A 16,188-nucleotide genomic window follows, 5' to 3' on the forward strand; every position below is an offset into this window, starting at 1 on the left:
AACAATCCCGCTATCCGTTAAATTAGACAAGTTTTTTTAGAAACCCGCCTTAAGCTTTTGATATTTCGTCACTTTCCGGACGGCGAACCGCACTTGGGAAAGCTCAAAAAGCCATAAGAAACGGCGAAGGAAGCTGTCTATTCTCTGCACAAACGTGGTTAACAAATGACGCGCACAAAAACCACCCCCGGGTGGTTTTTGTGCGTCGTAAGGCCCGACGCGAATTTCCCATACAAATCAAGGCGTTACGATTTTGTACGCCGCCAGAAAACATCTGCGATATTGCAGCCACGTCTCCTGTCCGTTTGTATTTTTTTAAAACATAAACCCCCAAACAAACAAACAGGCGCTAAAAATCTCTTACAAATCAACACGACCACCTGTGAATAGGGACGGTTTTTGTGCTCGCGAGGGCGGTTTTTGTGCTGCTGGGGCCAGAAATTGGGGCCGCGTGGGTGGAACTTGTGAAACGAGGGGTGGAAATTGGGCGGTCGCTGAGGCGGTTTTTGTGCGGCGTGCTTCCGGGCGGCGAGCAGCGTTCCAAATCCCGCTTTCTAGCGGGGTGGTTTTTGTGTTGACACGTTTTGCGTCCCTGCTAGAGTGCCCGGCATGGAACTGAGTTAAATGGAAAACGACAGCCTTCCCGTCACGCCGCATCAGCTTGCTCTGGACATCTATGAAGACATGTCCGGTCAAGGCGCGTCCATCAGCGAGGCATCGCGAGACATCGGTTTTCTGCGCAACAACATCTTCACGAGAGTCGGCGGCCTCGGTATCGCCGCGCGTCGAGTCCTCGATGCGGCCTATTTTCTCGTTGCAGCTAAAGCGCCGGACGAACTGATCGACGACAAGGTGTACACCTTCACCGCGGAGATCAATTACTTCAAATGGTTGATGCGTTACGACAGTCGGAACCATAGCCATCTGGTCGCGCAGATGAGGGCTGCGGCGAAGGCGCGCGTCGAAATCATGACTGCGCCGTCGATCGAGGAACTTACAGACAAAGACGCGTGGGGCACGATTAGCCTGCTCGGCGATTGCTACATCGATCGCGGCCTCGTCTGCGTCTTGTTGTCGGGACGAGTGATCAAGTACCTGATTAGCCCTTACAAAGCCCATTGGCTCAGTTTGCGGGCGTCGACAGCTTTTTCGCTGTCGCTTTCGAGAGCCATTTACGACCGCCTGATTCCGTGTGAAGGTCACGGCGTTACGGAATGGTTCGCTTATGAAGAGATTCTGGAGTGGCCTGGAAAAGTGGGCGAGTCCAGAAGAGAAGTCAAAGAGTTCAAAAAGCGCTTTCTGGAGCCGGCAATCACCCAGCTCAATGAGGTTTCCGATTTCGACGTCAGTTGGGAAGCGAACGGCGACCGACTCCCACCGGAAAAATTGAGAATGCGCTTCCGCTTCACGAAAAAGCAGGGGGCGGACGCTGCACGTGCGGGCATCGACGATTCGATGTACCTCGTCCTCCATGACGAATTTGCATTTAGCAGTGAAGACTTCGAGCGCATTGCTCACAACCGGAGCGAATGGACCGACGCACGTCTGATGCAGGCGGTCGAATACACGCGGCACCGCCTGAACGAAGGCAAGATCACGTCGAGCCCTAAGGGGTACCTGTGGAAGGCTCTCGCTGGAAACTATCGCATCGGTGAAGCGGACAGGAAGATGGTGTCGGTTCGGGCGAACCTGCGGGAAACAGGCAAGAACGAAGCTAATTCCCGCAGTACGGCCGAGGCAAAGCTGCATGCCAGCCTGGAAGCTCAGAATGAAGTCGCCAGGGCGAAGATCGCCGTCGAAGTGAAGATCGGCAGGGAATTTTTCGAAGCGGCCGACGCCTCCGTTCAACGCGATCTGTTCCACTCCTACATCAGAGGCCTGATGCCACAGCGTCTGATCGAAAAGCAGGGCCTTAAACGCGAAGAACTGAGCCCTCAAAATGTCCTCGTCAAAGACAAGGTGATCGCAGACTCGTTCTGTACCCACGTCTTCGCGAAGCAAAAGAAGATGCGCGCCGGCCAATAACGCGACAGGGCCGCGGACTGACCAGGCCGACTCTTTTTCCCGTTGTTCTGCCACTTTCCGCTGTCACGTGCGCTTGCACTCACCCCAGCCGCGCGCGAGTCGTTTTAGCGTCCGCATCGCCCGGTGCGACCTTCGTCATGTCGCTTCCCACCCAACGCTCTTCAGAAGACTTCAGGTGCGAGCGCATTGCGGCCTGTGCGGCAAGCGGGTCGCCTGCCTGCAGCGCATGCAGAACGCTTTCGTGCTCTTCGGCGGCGGCCATCCATGTGGTCGTATTTTCGGCGAGTTCGCTGATTCTTGCGCCGATCGGATCGCGCGTTGCGTCGAAAAGATCCGCGACGGGCGGATTCAACCGGTTGTCGCAACACTGGATTGTTGAACAGATTTGAGATACCCGTCCAGCGCTTCAGCAGGCGTCTTCCAACCGAGCGTTTTTCGGAGCCTGGTGTTCAACGTATTGGCAACGGCTTGAATTTCTCGAGCATTCCACCGGGACAGGTCTGTACCCTTCGGGAAGTATTGTCGTGGAAGGCCATTCGTGTTTTCGTTCGTACCACGCTGCCACGGGCTGTGCGGGTCAGCGGACGAGCATCGTGAAACGGCTTGATCTTTCCACCAGCGTCCCGATGGCAGATCGGTTCAGGCCAATGAGCAGGTCGCCTTCCCAATGGCCCGGCACCGCACGATCTTCCGCTTCTGCAGGCCGACTGGAAATCATCACCTCCTCGCTGACGTGCGCCCACGCCTTGGCACGCGCTCTCGCTCGGGGAACGCGCAACGCGCGCCCGGTGCGCAGGCAGCCCGCCAGCTCGCGCTTGAGCGCGCCGCGCCCTTGGGTAAAAAGCGCTTGATAAATGGCTTCGTGAGAGATACGCATAGATTCATCATCCGGGAAATCTACCTGCAACCGATTAGCGATTTGTTCAGGCGAACAGCCGTTGACCCGCTTTCGGTCGCCGCGATGCAATTTATTTCGCGCCTTGAACGGTGCCTGCCTGGGCCCGGCAATTGCGCCGCCATGAGCGTCATGTACCTTGCCCTCCAGACGCTCCTGTACATATTGGCGTCGCCGTGCATTAGTCGCCAGCTTCGCCGGCTTTGGCCGTTTAGCGAACCTTTCCGCCTTCCATGGCGCGACCGACGCAAGATACTTGAGGCACTCACCACGTGTTGCCGCATTACGCGTAAGCTCTCGCGAAATGGTTGATGGACTGCGTTCGATACGCCGGGCGATCTCGCGCACCCCGAGGCCTTGGACAGATAGCAATGCTATCTCTTCTCGCTCAGCGAACGACAAGTATCGACCAGCGATAGGTTTTGACATGCACAATGGCGTGCCGCCACGATAGCGGAAGCAGCGCGAGCTCACCGCTTGAGAGACGCCTACCACCTCCGCTGCTTTCTCGCTTGTAATGCCGGTCGCAATCTGTTGCCAAAACCGACGCTCGATCTCATGTCCTAGTGATGGCGCGCCCGGCGAGTACATCGCTCCTCGCCCTGTCAACCGATACACCTGCTTTGCACATCTTCCCATGCAACACCTCCTCGATCAAAGGTGTTGCGACGACCGGTTGAATCCGCCCGAAGTGATTCTGGGTGTCGACGCGCACCTGAATACGCATGTTGGGGCTGTGATTAGCGACACAGGCAGGCTTCTCGGAACGCTATCGGTGTCGACAGACACGGCGGGATATCTAAGATTGACCCGGTTCAACGGACGGATTTGCAGTTGGGTTTAATGTGGCGTTGTCCCTTCCTGACTTATTGAATCGCGGGTTGTCCACCGCCGGGCGGCGGGTCGCCTGTTACGACAATGACGCTGCCCGGCGGTGCGCAACCCGCGCGGTGATGAGGTTTGATCCTGCGAATGCCGGTTTTCGAATTCGAGTGGTGAGCAAGGCGGCGCACGTTATACGAGCCTTCCAGAAACCAGAAGATGCACGTGCGCGCCTGCTCGTGGGTTGCGAAGTGTTCACGCACCAGCAGCTCTGCTTCAAGCGTGCCGAAGAACGATTCGCACATGGCGTTATCGTAGGCATCGCCGGCCGTACCCATGGATGGCTGCACGCCTGCCTCGTGGCAACGTCGCCCGAAGGCAATGGACGTATGTTGGGCGGCCTGGTCCGAATGGTGGATCACCCCCTCGGGACGCCGCTGCAACAACGCCATGTTCAGTGCACGCAGCATAAGTTCGGTGTACAGATGGTTCGACATCGCCCAGCCAACGATGCGCCTGCTGAATACATCAAGCACAACAGCCAGATACAGAAACCCTTCGCCTGTCGGAATGTAGGTGGTATCAGCAACCCACAACACGTTTGGCGGCGGCGAAGTTGAAGTGGCGGCGTACCAGATCGGGCGCGCGCCGCGCACCCACGCGCTGACGGGTGGTGGGTTTCCAGCGACGGCGGCTGGCGCCGCACAGGTCAGCCAGACGCATCAGGCGCGCCACCCGTTTGCGCCCAACGTGCACGCCCTCACGCGTGCGCTGCGCGTGAATACGGGGCGCCCCGTATTCCCGCGCGAGCTCGCATGTACGGCGCGGATGCACGCCAGCAACTGTGCGTCACTGCATGCGTGCGCCGATGGCTCTCTTGCCAGCCAGCCGTAATAGCCGCTCGTGGAGACCCTGAGCAGCCGCGCCATCATGGAAATCGGCCAGCGGGCCCGGTTTGCTCTCATGAATCCGTATCCTTCGGCGATACGGCTCCCGTCTCCCGGGCAAACCAGGCCGCTGCGTGAGAGAGAATGTCTCTTTCCATCTTCAGTTGCCGATTCTCACGGCGCAGCCGTGAAAGCTCCTGCCGCTCGGCGGTGGTCAATCCGTCATGGCGCACGCCGGCATCGCGACCGGCCTGTGCGACCCCGTTGTAGATGGTCTGCGCGGTCGGCTCGAACTCCTTCTCCAGCTCCTCCGGCGTGCGTCCGGCCCTTACCAGCTCCACCATTTGTGCCCGGAATTCCGCCGGGTACGGGGTCCGATGCTTGCCCATTTTCGGCACCTCCTGTTCGAAAGGATAGGCGTCCGTTTTTGCGGGTCAACTTCAATCTTGATCTGCTGTCATGGGCGAATTCGTTCGGCCCTTTACGCCGCGCCGGGATTGAAGGGACGGGCACCTATGGAGCGGGATTGGCCCGCCTGCTGCGCGATCATGAGATCTAGGTGCTTGAAGTCAATCGCCCAGATCGCGCGATGCGCTGGTCCAGAGGCAAGTCCGATCCCACTGATGCTGAGAACGCAGCGCGCGCGGTTCTTTCCGGCAGAGCTACGGCTATTCCAAAGGAACAGTCTGGCGCCGCCGAAGCGATGCGCGCCGTCTCTGTTGCGAGGCGCAGCGCGGTCAAGACCAAGACACAGGCTATCGATCAGTTACGGGCTTTGCTCGTGAGCGCTCCTCAGGAAATCCGTGAGCGTCTTCTGAAAGCGAAGACTGCAGAACGCGTTGAGGGTTGCGCACGTCTTCGCTCGTTGGGCAAAACGCCAATGTTGCAAACGCTCACGACCACGCTGCGGTTGCTGGCGAAGCGTTGGCTGACGCTGGCAGAGGAGCTCAAGGCTCTCGATAGCATGCTCGAAAGCCTGACCAGCCAGCATGTCAGACGCCTTTGGAAAGATTCGGCGTCGGCCCTCAGACCGCTGCGGTATTGGTTGCTGTGGCGGGAGACAATCCCGGACGCCTGAAAAGCGAGGCTGCGCTGGCTGCACTCTGCGGCACAAGTCCGTTGCAGGTGTCGTCCGGCAAGACGGTCCGGCATCGTTTGAACAGCCCGCTCATCCTCGCCGATCTGGCCGATTCGACGCTTGCCACTTGACATAGGAGCGTCAACGCGGTGGTCGAGCGCTTCTTCAGAAGCCTGAAGAGTGAATGGATTGCGAACAGGAATACGGCAGCCACGAAGTCGCCCGCCGCGACATCGCGGGCTACATCGCAGACTTTTATTGAAAAACCCCTTTGTGGGTGTCCAAAGAGGCTTGACCACTACACCTGGAAACTCCGTCGTGATCCTCTGACATAGATTCACTGAATGATATAAACGGCAGATAGATGCAGCCTGACTACGGACCTTATTGCGGAGAACGTAAAAGGCCCGTGAGCCGGCTCACGGGCCTATTCGAAGGAATCGCGCGGCCAACCCAGGCTGAGTGACCAATGTAACGTTGATTTTAAAGTGGTTTCGCCTTCGATCCCGCATGACCCGCCGGCACATGACCATCGGAGTTTATTGAACCGGGCTTGGGCGGTTGCTTCCGTAGTCTACTGGCAAAGCCACCTTACTCAGGCTGGGAAAGCCCGCGATTTTCTAGCTCCATTCCTCGTTAAGACCGTGAGCCGGCTCGTCCAGCGAGGGACTGCTCGCGGCATCCCGAAAGCGGACACAAATCGCATCTCTTTTGCATGGCTGGCTTCCGGCCCGCGCTGATCCAATTGAGTCGGCACAAATGGACCGATCGTCATGCGTTTATTCCGCAGTAAAAAACAGATAGCACTCTCCACCGCACCAGGTGGGTATTCCGAAGAGGACCCAGAAGGGCTCATCTTCGATATGGGCGCACGTCTGCGAACTGAAGCGAATCATTGGAAGCTATTCGCCTTCTTTCTGCTCTTCGTTGCCGGTGGGGCGGTGTACACCCGGAATCCGCCGCCGTCCGTGGTTAAAGCTTACGGTGTGTCGTCCGACGCTAACGGCCATGCGGTTGTCAGACAGTTGACGGCCTATAAGCCGGATGACCAGGCGATCCGTACCGCGCTGAAAGAGACAGTAGAGAGCTGGTTCACGATTGAGCCGGTACTGACAGACGATATCCAGGCTTCGCGTATGGCGCGAAACATCAATGCCGTCAAGGCCATGATGGTCGGCAATGCGCGTAACCAGTTCGCTGACTGGATCAAGGCCGACGCTCCGTTTCAGGCTATCACGCTCAACCCCAAGCTCGTGCGGGAGCCACGTGTCTTCAACGTCGCATTGCTCGAGGACTCGACGGCGGTCGTTGAGTTCACAACCAGCACGACGCAATCACCAACGGACAAGCCGGTCGTGCAGAAATACGCGCTGACTTTCCGCTACCAGATCGTCCCGCCCACTGCCGAAGACGCTCTCGGCCGCAATCCGTTCGGGCTCTTCTATCCGTTGTTCTCCATGCAGAAGACCCAATGATGAATGCCAGCCGAACGCTTGTCTCACTGGTGGCCGCCGCGCTGTGCCTTGGTGCTACGTGTCAGTCCGCCAGTGCCGCGAGAAAGAGCGGCGCGCCATCGGGTGCGTCGTTCGATATTGCGAACGCCATGAGCGATCCGATGAGCCCAGTTAATCCCTACAACGCTGGCACCGATCCGGTCACGATGCCCGGTGATGCGCGTATGGCGGTGTTCCCGTACAGCCGGGACCAGATCTACCGGATCATGACCGCGCCGTTGAAGAACACAACCATCGAACTCGCGCCCGGTGAGCGGCTGACCACGGACCCAGCGATGGGCGACTCGGTGCAATGGATCGTCGACACCGACGGAGGTAACCATGTATTCGTGAAGCCGATCAAACCCGGTCTCGTCAACACGTTGCACCTGACGACGAACCTGCGCGAATACGATATGACGCTTGTCTCGTCGCCGATGGGGGGACTGTTCTATCAGACCGTCCGCTTCAATTACCCGGGCTCCTTGATGGCAAAGGTGCGTGCACGCGAGGAGGCCGGCTATGAGTCACGCGATGGCCAGAGCTCAACTAGCGATTCCGGTCCCATTGGCGTGTCTCCGGACAAGCTGAACTTCGATTACACCGTTTCTGGCTCTGCGTCGTTTCGGCCTGAAACAGTGTTTGACGATGGCAAGTCTGTCTGGCTGCGCCTGCCAGCCGACGCCCCGTTTTGCGTTCCGATCGTGAAGGATCACGGTGATGTCGTCAGCCCGAACTTCATCCGCCGCGGGCAGTACATCGTCATTCAGGAAATGGCGAAGGAAATCGTGCTGCGCGCGCCGAACGAGGAAGTGACCATCAAGCGCGGGCGTCCGGGCCTGTTCGGATTTTGAGCTGAGTTATGGCCAACCAGAACGGACAACCGGATAGCGACCGGGCGACGATCGTGAAGGGCAAGTCGCCGCGCAATGTGCTGATCAGCGCAGGCGTGGTGGTGGCCGTCGTTATCGGCGCGCTCGGCTTTTATTATCAGGTGCAGGAAGGCAACAAGGCCGAGGAGGAAGCGAAACTCCAGAAGAAGGCCAAGCAGGCCGAGATTGTCGACAAGTCGAACAACACCCAGGATCTGAACAAGACCATAGACGACCAGATGGCCGCGGCTCGCCGCCAGGCAGCGTCGGAGGCTCGGGCTGCGGCGCCGCGATCGCAACCGGCCGGAGGCACTGGCGCATCACCGGCGCTAAACGCCGATACGTTTCTCGGCGATCAGCACACGGAGCAGGTGAAGTCGCAGGCCGACTCAGACGCGGTCTTCGCCGCGCCGATATTCCGCGCCGGCCTGAAGGTCAAGGACACCGGCCCCCAGCAGGCACCGCAGATCCCGGGGATCCTCACCCCAGCGCAGGTCGCCGCACAACAGGCCGCGGCGCAGCAGGCGGCAGCGGGCTCGGTAGGTGACCGGGTGGCAGCTGCCCTGTCGGCTGCTGGCGTTGGTGGACAACAGGGGGCGCGCGCCTACTCGAGTCAGGACCACGACGGCGCCTTCATCAGGAATGCCGCGGCTCAGTCTGGAGACGGTCAGGACTTCGCGCGTACCGGTTTCGTCGGGCAGGCGCACGGCTGCGTCCTGTCGCCCCCGCATCACATCCCGGTGCTGTCAATCGAAGGGCTGAATTCGGACCGGCCCGGCACGGCTGCGCTGGTCGTCGAAAAGGACGTCTACGACAGCATCCGTGGCGACTGCCTGATGATTCCGAAGGGGAGCATGATCACCGCCCCCTATAGTTCCGACATTCAGCCTGGGCAGGAAAGCATTCTCGTCGCAGCTACCGAGATGCGTCTGCCGAACGGCAAGCACGTGCCGCTGTTCGGCGCGCAAGGCGCCGATGCCGATGGGAAAGCGGGCTTTTCCGGCGACGTCAACAATCACTTCCTGAAGATCTTTGGGACATCGTTCCTCGTCGCGGTCCTGCTGCGCAAGTTCGACGGCGGTGACACCTCCACAACGACGGGGCCGCTTGGCGTCACGCAGGTCGGCAGCACGGCGGGACAGGTCGCTGCGACAACCGCGCAGTCCGTGCTCGACCGCTACAAGAACATCCCGCCGACGATCACCGACGAGCCGGGTAAGCGCCGTTTCATGTTGAAGGTCAATCGCGACATTTACATGGAGCCGTACCATGATCAGTAAGCGATCTGCTCTTGGCTTGCTGATCGCGGTGTTCCTTCCGGTCGCGCATGCCGCAACGATTGAAGAGGTCATTAGCCCGACCAGTGTTGTGCTCGCCAACGGCACAGCGCGGACAATCGCGGCGATCGATGGCAAGCCGGTGTTCTATTGCGGGTTCCAGGCCTTCGAATCGTGGGCGGCGCACCTCGTTGGTCAGCCGGTCGGGAGCAATCCGGAGACCGGAATCACCGTGGCGGTGGATGCGCGCGAGGTATCGCTGGCCCGGTTGCTCGTGAGCAAGGGCTGGCTCCAGCCTCCGACGCTCGATGAAGAAGCACAGGCAGCTATCACGGAGAGACGCGGAGGTTGGGCGTGCGCGGGCGCGGTCGCGCCGTTCGAAATCATGCACAGCCGTGTCGATCCGAAGGTCCTCGCGGGTATCGCGCTGAACGAATCGGGACTCAATGGTCGGGCCTGGCCGTGGACGTTGAATATCGCCGGGCGAGGCTTTTTCTTCAAAACACGCGAAGACGCCTATCGCGTGGTGATGTCGTTGATCGCGCACGGCCGCAGCGACTTCGACGTGGGGATCATGCAAATAAATTGGGGATACCACGCTCGGCGATTTGCCTCGCCCTGGGATGCCCTCGCGCCGGCGACGAGCATTCGCGTTGCTGAAGACATTCTCAACGAGAACTACAGCAAGACGCATTCGGTTGCAAAGGCAATCGCCTACTACCACAGCGCCAATCCGGTTCCGGGCCAGGCGTATCTCGCGCGCTTCGCTCGACACCTCAATCAGATCCAGGCCGGACTATGAAGCACACCGTCTCCCGCATAGCCTTCGCGTGTGCCGCGCTGTCGGTGGCGATCGCGTCGCACGCTGCGAACACCGACCCGTTTGACTTCGATTACGAGATCGCCGGTGGCATTGCCGAGCGCCCGGCGCTCATCTTCAACGACGGATCCAAGACGTACATCCAGCCGCGCGCCGGCCAGGTCATCACTGCCGCAGGCGGTCATCAGGAAGGGCCGTATGTTGTTGTCGACGGTACACCCGAAACGATCACGTACACGGTGGCCGGTCGCTCGGCCAGCGCGCGCTGGACCAAAGCAAACGCCTTTATCGGCGCTGGCGCGCGTGGCCCACTCGCAACGTTGCGTGACGACCAGCCGGCTGCGTTCGACGGCTTCACGAATCGACTTGTGCTGATCGGCTCGCACGGGTCGCTTGAGCCGGTGCGTGTATTGAATGGCTCGATGCCCATCGCGGCGATCGTCAAGGCGTTGGTACCGCAAGGTTGGACTGGCGCGGCGCAGAAAGATGTGGATCTGACCGAAAGCACTGGTTTCGCTACCCGGGCCGCCGAGAACTGGATGCAGGCGCTTGATCGCCTGATGGCGCAAAGCGGCCTCTACGCCGACGTCGATTTCACGGCGCGTCATGTCAGATTGCATCGCGAAGCGCCCAAGTCCGGTGCGCTCAATTACGCGGCTGGTCAGAAACCGCTAGCGGATTCGATCGGGCAAATGGTTGCAGCCAGGGAAGGCGCGGCAGGCGGTTCAGTCGTACCTGCGCCGCAACCCTCAATGCTCGCGCAGTACTTCGGCGCACAGGCGATCCGCGATGGCGACGACACGCACACGCAGATCCGGTTCGCGGCAAAGCCTGCAACCGAACTGACGTTCAGGACGCCGGAGGGTCGGTCGCTGCATCCGAAGTGGGACGATGGTGCTCAAGTAGTGACGGTCGAGCGCGCCGAACGCATGCTCGTTTCCGATGGTACGCGCACGGTCGAGGTGGCCCGGTCAGCGGGTACGGTGTACGACTTTGATGCGGCGAGCGCAGCGCATCTTGAGGCGGTGTTCGACCGCGACGGCCAGACGTTCTTCAAGTTCGCCGACTCCGTCGTCCAGGTGCATGTGAGCGACGTCAAACACCTGGGCTCCGGTGAGCAGAAGGGCCGCTACTACATGTTCAACGGCACGGCCGACCAGTTCATCGTGACGGCCGGTGGCACCACCGTCAATGTCACGCGCCGTCACGACGTGAAGTATTTCGAGCGTCCCGCTGCGGGCGCACCGGCGACAGCGTCCGCCACGGCTGCGGTGGCGAAATCATGATGCGCGTGATTCCTGTCCTCGTTGCTGCTGCTCCTGCACTGTGCGGGCCCCTCGCGCACGCCGACTGCCTCGACGACGCTGCCGCGTACCGGCATGTGAGTACGCAGCTTGTCCATGCGATTGCACAGCACGAATCGGGGATGCGTGCGAACGCAGTGAACCTGAACAGCAACGGTACCGAAGACATCGGCCTGATGCAGATCAATTCATCGTGGCTTCCGCGACTCGCGCGTTACGGAATCCACCGTCAGGATCTTTTCAACGCGTGTGTGAACGGCTACGTCGGCACGTGGATTCTTGCATCGAACATCCGGCAGTTTGGGCCGACATGGAAGGCCGTCGGTGCCTATAACGCGGTCTCGACACAGAAGCAGCTGATCTACGCGAACGCCATTTATCGCCGCCTGCAGCGGCTGGGGCAACAACAATGAATGTGACCATCGAACGTAATGACCCGGTGCGCGTAATCACGCGCGTTCTCGCAGTCATGCTCCTGCTGGCCGCGCCCGCATGGACGAGCGCGGCGAACGACCCGGGTCAGTCGCGCGTCGGCGCGCCCGCTGGTGACGGCTGGCAGGTTCTGTCCAGTGTTCCGGCCGCCAATGTGTCCGGCGAGCCGCCCGTTGTCGCTACCGGCGCTTCGACCTTGCCCCTCACTGCCGCCCCGGCGTCGCTGGCCGTGGCACCGGTTGTTTTGCCGGCAGCGACAGCGGCTTCCGGCGGTGCGCTGACATTTTCCGTGTCGCCATCGGATCGCAATCTGCGCAACGCCCTCGACCGCTGGTTGCAGACGCAGGGCTGGCAACTCGCGTGGAAGGTCGATGATGACCTGCCGCTCGAATTCAACGCGACCTTCTCAGGCGACTTTACGTCAGTCCTCGTACAGGTCATGAAAGCGACAAACCACATGCGCGTGCCAACCCGCATCTGCCGTCATTCGAACAACGTCATCCGCGTCGTGGCACGCGCGGCCAACTGTCAGGAGTAACCGATGCGCCACGCTTTCATTTTGAGGTCTGCCATTGCGACCGCATGCTCGCTGGTCATCGCCGGCTGCGCGGTCACGCAAGGCGATGTCAACTCGGCCTACGACTCGGCCAACAGCACGGCGAGTGCTGCCATGAATAATCTGCCCGGCTCGATGGCGCTCGTTGAAGATGTGCCCACGGCGTTCCTCGGCGATCGCCTCGTGCCCGTCGCGTATGAAGCGACGCTGCCGGCGACGTTTCGCGAAAAGCGCATCACGATGCCCGCGAACCTCGACATCAACCAGATCGCTAACCTGGTTTCAAGCGCAACGGGGTATGCCGTTCATCTGAGTCCCGATGTCTTCGTGCCGCGGAGCTCGCTCGTGCCGCGCGAGGGTGGATCGTCGGATGGCAAGTCATCGTCGTCACCATCGGGTGGAAACGGCACGACCAACTATGAGAAGCCGGTTTATGCGCAGGTGTTTGACGGCCCGGCGGGCGAGTACCTGACCCGCATGACGGAGGACCTGGGGCTCGACTGGTCGTTCGACGGCTCGACCATCAATATCACGCGCTTTGTGACCCGCATGTACCAGATCGCCGCGATCCCCGGCAAGGTCTCCATCAAGTCCACCATGTCCAAGGGCATGGACACTTCCACGGGCAATCAGGCGAATGGCAGCGGCGGTGGAGGAAGCGGTGACACGGGTTCTTTCTCGGCGCAGACCTCGACGGGCCGTCAGGGTGAGTTCGACCAGATCCAGTCGATCACTGACGCGCTGAACAAGCTGCGCTCGCCGATGGGCCGCGTTAACGTCAATCCGCAGAGCCGTCTCGTCATGGTGCACGACACGCGCGAGGCCGCAGATGCGATGGGCAAGCTGCTCGCGCAGGAAAACGCGGTGTCGACGCGTCAGGTGGCGATCCGCGTGCGCACCCTGCAGATTGCGCTCAATCGCGGTACCCAGGCGGGCGCCAATGCCGATGTGGTGTTCAACGCGATCCAGGGCGGTCTTGCGAAGTACGCAATCAGTTTCGTGTCACCCACGTCGCTGTCGTCCGGTGGCGGCACGCTTGGCATGTCAGTGCTCCGCCCGAATGCACCGTTCTCCGGTACCAATGCGGTCATCAACGCACTGAACCAGTACGGGCGCACGGTGCAGGACAACACGCAGACCAAGCTCACGCTCAATGGCCTGCCGGTGTCCATCGCTTCATTCCAGAGCGACGATTACCTGAGATCGACGACGTCCTCCGCAGGCAGCCTGACGGCGACGTCGGGCGGCGTTCCCGGCCTGAACCCGGGCACGGTGACGACAGGCGATTTCGTGAACATCCTGCCGTCGGTGAACGATCACAACCAGATCGTGCTGGCTTACTGGAGCGACAGTTCGAAGCTGAACGGCCCCTTCACGGAGAAGTCGGTCGGCTCCGGACAGACGCAGCAGACGATCCAGCTGGCGCACACGGTCGGCAGCAAGGACGACCAGATCGTCGCGCTGTCCGACGGGCAGACGGTGGTGCTCTATGGCGAGATGACGGATCACGCTGACAGCACGACCAACGGCGGCATCGCCGGTATCACGGGCCTGTGGAACAAGGCGAGAACCTTCCAGGTCATCGTGCTGACGGCTTCGGTCGTCCCGTCGATGTGAGCGAGCGCATGCACATCACGGATCCACTGCCGCGCGAAAAGAACGCGCGTCTCATCTTCGGGCTCGAGTGGCGCGCGTACCCGTCAAAGCAGATGCGGGCGGAGCGCCGCCGCTATGCCGACGATTTCGGCGCGACGCACTATGTCGAGTACAGGATCGGCAAGGACGTCATCGGTGGCTTCTGCGCACCCGAGATGGCCGAACTCAAGGGCGCGAAGCTTTACTCAGGAGCGGCTCGCATCGCCCAGCACGACCGGGTCAAGGGCAAGGCTGCCGCGGTGGTTCTCCTTCAGGACGATCAGCGCGTACACGTGGTCTTTGTTGTGCGCGGTGTTGTGCGCAGCGATGAGGTCCTGCCGGTACCGCAGGCCCACGAACGGAAGCTCGCGATCGAGCAGGAATGTCTGAAGCTGAACCTGCGGCTAACGACGCTTGGCGCCGGGCCGGACGTCAGGGACGTCGACGAGAGGTTTGGCCCCGATGCACTGCTCGATGCGCGCAAGAGCGCCCGCGTGGCCAAGGTGCCCGCCGGTGTGCCATCCATTGTGCCCATCGTCGTGATCGGTGCCGCGCTCGTATTTGGTGGTATTCAACTGGCCGATATCCTTAATCCGCCGACGCCCCCGGCGCCGCGCGAGCCGTCGTTCGAAGAGAAATACGCGCTGCAGGTGCGTCAGACGTTTGCCGCAAAGATGCCGCGCGCGAATCTGCTTGCGCCCGCGCTGCTTGCGACGCTCGGCAACAGCGAAACGGTCGTTGCAGGCTTCGTGTTCGAGAAGGCGGTGTGCGGCACACAGGGCTCTTGCGCACTGACGCTGCGCCGGTATGGCGGCAGCTTCGACGATCTTCGTCAGGCGGCCCCTGAGTCGATGCGCCCGCTGCATTTTGATGCGGACGGTCTGCATGCCGGGGCTCGCGGTCCTCAGGTTCCCGCAGTCGCGTTCGTGGCCGAAAAAGACCAAGGCAACTGGCCTACAGAGCAGGGACTGATCGACGCCTTGCAGACACCGCCGCAAAAACTTTCCGCAAAGCCGTTCGAACTCGACAGCTATGGCTACACCGTGCACCTCGAGCCTCCGAAGCCACTTCTTGCCGTTCCGGTGGGTGCCAACGATTCCCGCCCGGCGCAGATGATCCGCGTGGGCGAATGGACCATCAGCGGATACCGGTGGCAATCGCCGTTGCTGGCGAGGCTGCCGTCGAACATGACACTGGACACGATGACCGTTGAGCTGAAGCTCGGAGAGGCTGGCGCGAATACATCGCAGAACGGCGGGACGGTCATCCAGAACGGCATCCATTTCACAGCCAGGGGCAAATACTATGTTCTCAACTAAAGTCCTGTCGGCGCTCGCGTGCGCCTTGATGGTTGGTTCGGTCGCCGTCCATGCCCAGCCGAAGCCGAAGGCGATGCATTCACAGGCGGTCGGTTCACATGCGCCGTCGGCAGACCTCGACCTGAGCACGGAATGTCCGGTGGCCGATGCAGCTGCTCATACCGGCGTGGCCTCGCAGCCTGGAGTCTCTCAGTCCGCAGCGTCACAGTCCGCGACCGCCACGCCTGTGTCCGCTGGGCCTGCGTCGGCAACGGTGCCGGCAGAGTCCCGCCTTTCCATCGAGGATGTGGACCGGATCGCGCGTTCGTCCATCGCGCGGCAACTGGCGGGCAACGGGAGTGCGCTGCCCGGTGGTGTGGCTCTGAATGGCGCCGCTCCGGCGGCGGCGCCCGTCAATGCGCCTGCGCCTTCCGTCAATAGCAAACCGGCGCCCGTTCGTTCGCGCGCAGAGCCTGTGCGGTTCGTCGGCGCCTTTAGCGACGTGAGCGGACAGTCCGTGCTCTACGAATATCGCAATGCATCGTATCCCGCACACGTCGGCGCCAGGCTTCTTAACGGTTGGATGGTGAAGCGCGTCGACGGCTTCGTGGTGACCGTTGCTGACGGGGCGGGAAAGGGCGCGCGTACATGGACCGAAACGATCAGTGGCGGCACCCCCGCGCAGGACGCCCAGCAATCGGGGGCGAGCGGGCTGGCGGTTAGAGGTTTGCCGGATCTGTCGGGCCCGCTGCCGCCGAACATTCCTCTTTCCGCTATTGCTCGCTAACAAGGGA

14 protein-coding genes and 2 pseudogenes are annotated in these 16,188 nt (G+C 61.0%); 13 read left to right on the top strand and 3 right to left on the bottom strand.

Annotated features, from left to right (window positions below):
* Positions 1–624 precede the first annotated feature (624 nt).
* Complete coding sequence (locus B0G71_RS37455; protein WP_116149332.1) at positions 625–2,025, top strand: replication initiation protein; 1,401 nt, start codon at positions 625–627, stop codon at positions 2,023–2,025.
* Between the two features lie 79 nt (positions 2,026–2,104).
* Here B0G71_RS37455 and B0G71_RS37460 read toward each other — a convergent pair whose 3' ends face one another.
* The 3 genes and pseudogenes from B0G71_RS37460 to B0G71_RS42765 all read right to left on the bottom strand — a co-directional run.
* On the bottom strand, positions 2,105–2,377 hold the full coding sequence (locus B0G71_RS37460) for an FCD domain-containing protein (protein ID WP_258875819.1): 273 nt from the start codon (positions 2,375–2,377) through the stop codon (positions 2,105–2,107).
* A pseudogene (locus tag B0G71_RS37465) lies at positions 2,374–3,559 on the bottom strand (IS30 family transposase). Before B0G71_RS37465 ends, B0G71_RS37460 begins: the two are co-directional and overlap by 4 nt.
* A 302-nt stretch (positions 3,560–3,861) precedes the next feature.
* Positions 3,862–5,018, bottom strand: a pseudogene (locus B0G71_RS42765) (IS3 family transposase); the annotation flags it as partial.
* 170 nt (positions 5,019–5,188) lie between these two features.
* Here B0G71_RS42765 and B0G71_RS37490 point away from each other — a divergent pair.
* The 12 genes from B0G71_RS37490 (at position 5,189) to B0G71_RS37540 (ending at position 16,181) form a co-directional block, all read left to right on the top strand.
* Positions 5,189–5,707: a transposase gene (locus B0G71_RS37490; RefSeq protein WP_258875821.1), complete on the top strand. Its 519-nt coding sequence runs from the start codon at positions 5,189–5,191 to the stop codon at positions 5,705–5,707.
* Positions 5,680–5,838: a transposase gene (locus tag B0G71_RS42325; RefSeq protein ID WP_258875822.1), complete on the top strand. Its 159-nt coding sequence runs from the start codon at positions 5,680–5,682 to the stop codon at positions 5,836–5,838. Before B0G71_RS37490 ends, B0G71_RS42325 begins: the two co-directional genes overlap by 28 nt.
* A gap of 642 nt (positions 5,839–6,480) precedes the next feature.
* On the top strand, positions 6,481–7,182 hold the full coding sequence (locus B0G71_RS37495) for a type IV secretion system protein (protein ID WP_116149339.1): 702 nt from the start codon (positions 6,481–6,483) through the stop codon (positions 7,180–7,182).
* Entirely contained in the window at positions 7,179–8,054 is an 876-nt protein-coding gene (locus tag B0G71_RS37500) for a TrbG/VirB9 family P-type conjugative transfer protein (RefSeq protein ID WP_116149341.1), read from the top strand. Before B0G71_RS37495 ends, B0G71_RS37500 begins: the two co-directional genes overlap by 4 nt.
* Positions 8,055–8,062: 8 nt before the next feature.
* Positions 8,063–9,352: a TrbI/VirB10 family protein gene (locus tag B0G71_RS37505; protein ID WP_116149343.1), complete on the top strand. Its 1,290-nt coding sequence runs from the start codon at positions 8,063–8,065 to the stop codon at positions 9,350–9,352.
* A complete protein-coding gene (locus B0G71_RS37510) occupies positions 9,345–10,151 on the top strand; it encodes a transglycosylase SLT domain-containing protein (protein ID WP_404935499.1) in 807 nt (268 codons plus the stop codon). Before B0G71_RS37505 ends, B0G71_RS37510 begins: the two co-directional genes overlap by 8 nt.
* Positions 10,148–11,455: a TrbG/VirB9 family P-type conjugative transfer protein gene (locus B0G71_RS37515; protein WP_116149347.1), complete on the top strand. Its 1,308-nt coding sequence runs from the start codon at positions 10,148–10,150 to the stop codon at positions 11,453–11,455. Before B0G71_RS37510 ends, B0G71_RS37515 begins: the two co-directional genes overlap by 4 nt.
* On the top strand, positions 11,452–11,886 hold the full coding sequence (locus B0G71_RS37520; protein WP_116123980.1) for a lytic transglycosylase domain-containing protein: 435 nt from the start codon (positions 11,452–11,454) through the stop codon (positions 11,884–11,886). The genes B0G71_RS37515 and B0G71_RS37520 overlap by 4 nt, the downstream gene beginning before the upstream one ends.
* Positions 11,883–12,443, top strand: a complete 561-nt coding sequence (locus tag B0G71_RS37525) for a toxin co-regulated pilus biosynthesis Q family protein (RefSeq protein ID WP_116149349.1) — start codon at positions 11,883–11,885, stop codon at positions 12,441–12,443. Before B0G71_RS37520 ends, B0G71_RS37525 begins: the two co-directional genes overlap by 4 nt.
* Before the next feature lie 3 nt (positions 12,444–12,446).
* On the top strand, positions 12,447–14,078 hold the full coding sequence (locus B0G71_RS37530) for a type II secretory pathway protein (protein ID WP_116149351.1): 1,632 nt from the start codon (positions 12,447–12,449) through the stop codon (positions 14,076–14,078).
* Between the two features lie 8 nt (positions 14,079–14,086).
* Positions 14,087–15,415 (top strand): hypothetical protein, encoded by a 1,329-nt coding sequence (locus B0G71_RS37535; protein WP_116149353.1) that lies wholly within the window; start codon positions 14,087–14,089, stop codon positions 15,413–15,415.
* On the top strand, positions 15,402–16,181 hold the full coding sequence (locus B0G71_RS37540) for a hypothetical protein (protein ID WP_116149355.1): 780 nt from the start codon (positions 15,402–15,404) through the stop codon (positions 16,179–16,181). Before B0G71_RS37535 ends, B0G71_RS37540 begins: the two co-directional genes overlap by 14 nt.
* Positions 16,182–16,188: the final 7 nt, after the last annotated feature.

Origin of the sequence: Paraburkholderia sp. BL27I4N3, from assembly GCF_003386115.1 — a bacterium.
GTDB lineage: Bacteria > Pseudomonadota > Gammaproteobacteria > Burkholderiales > Burkholderiaceae > Paraburkholderia.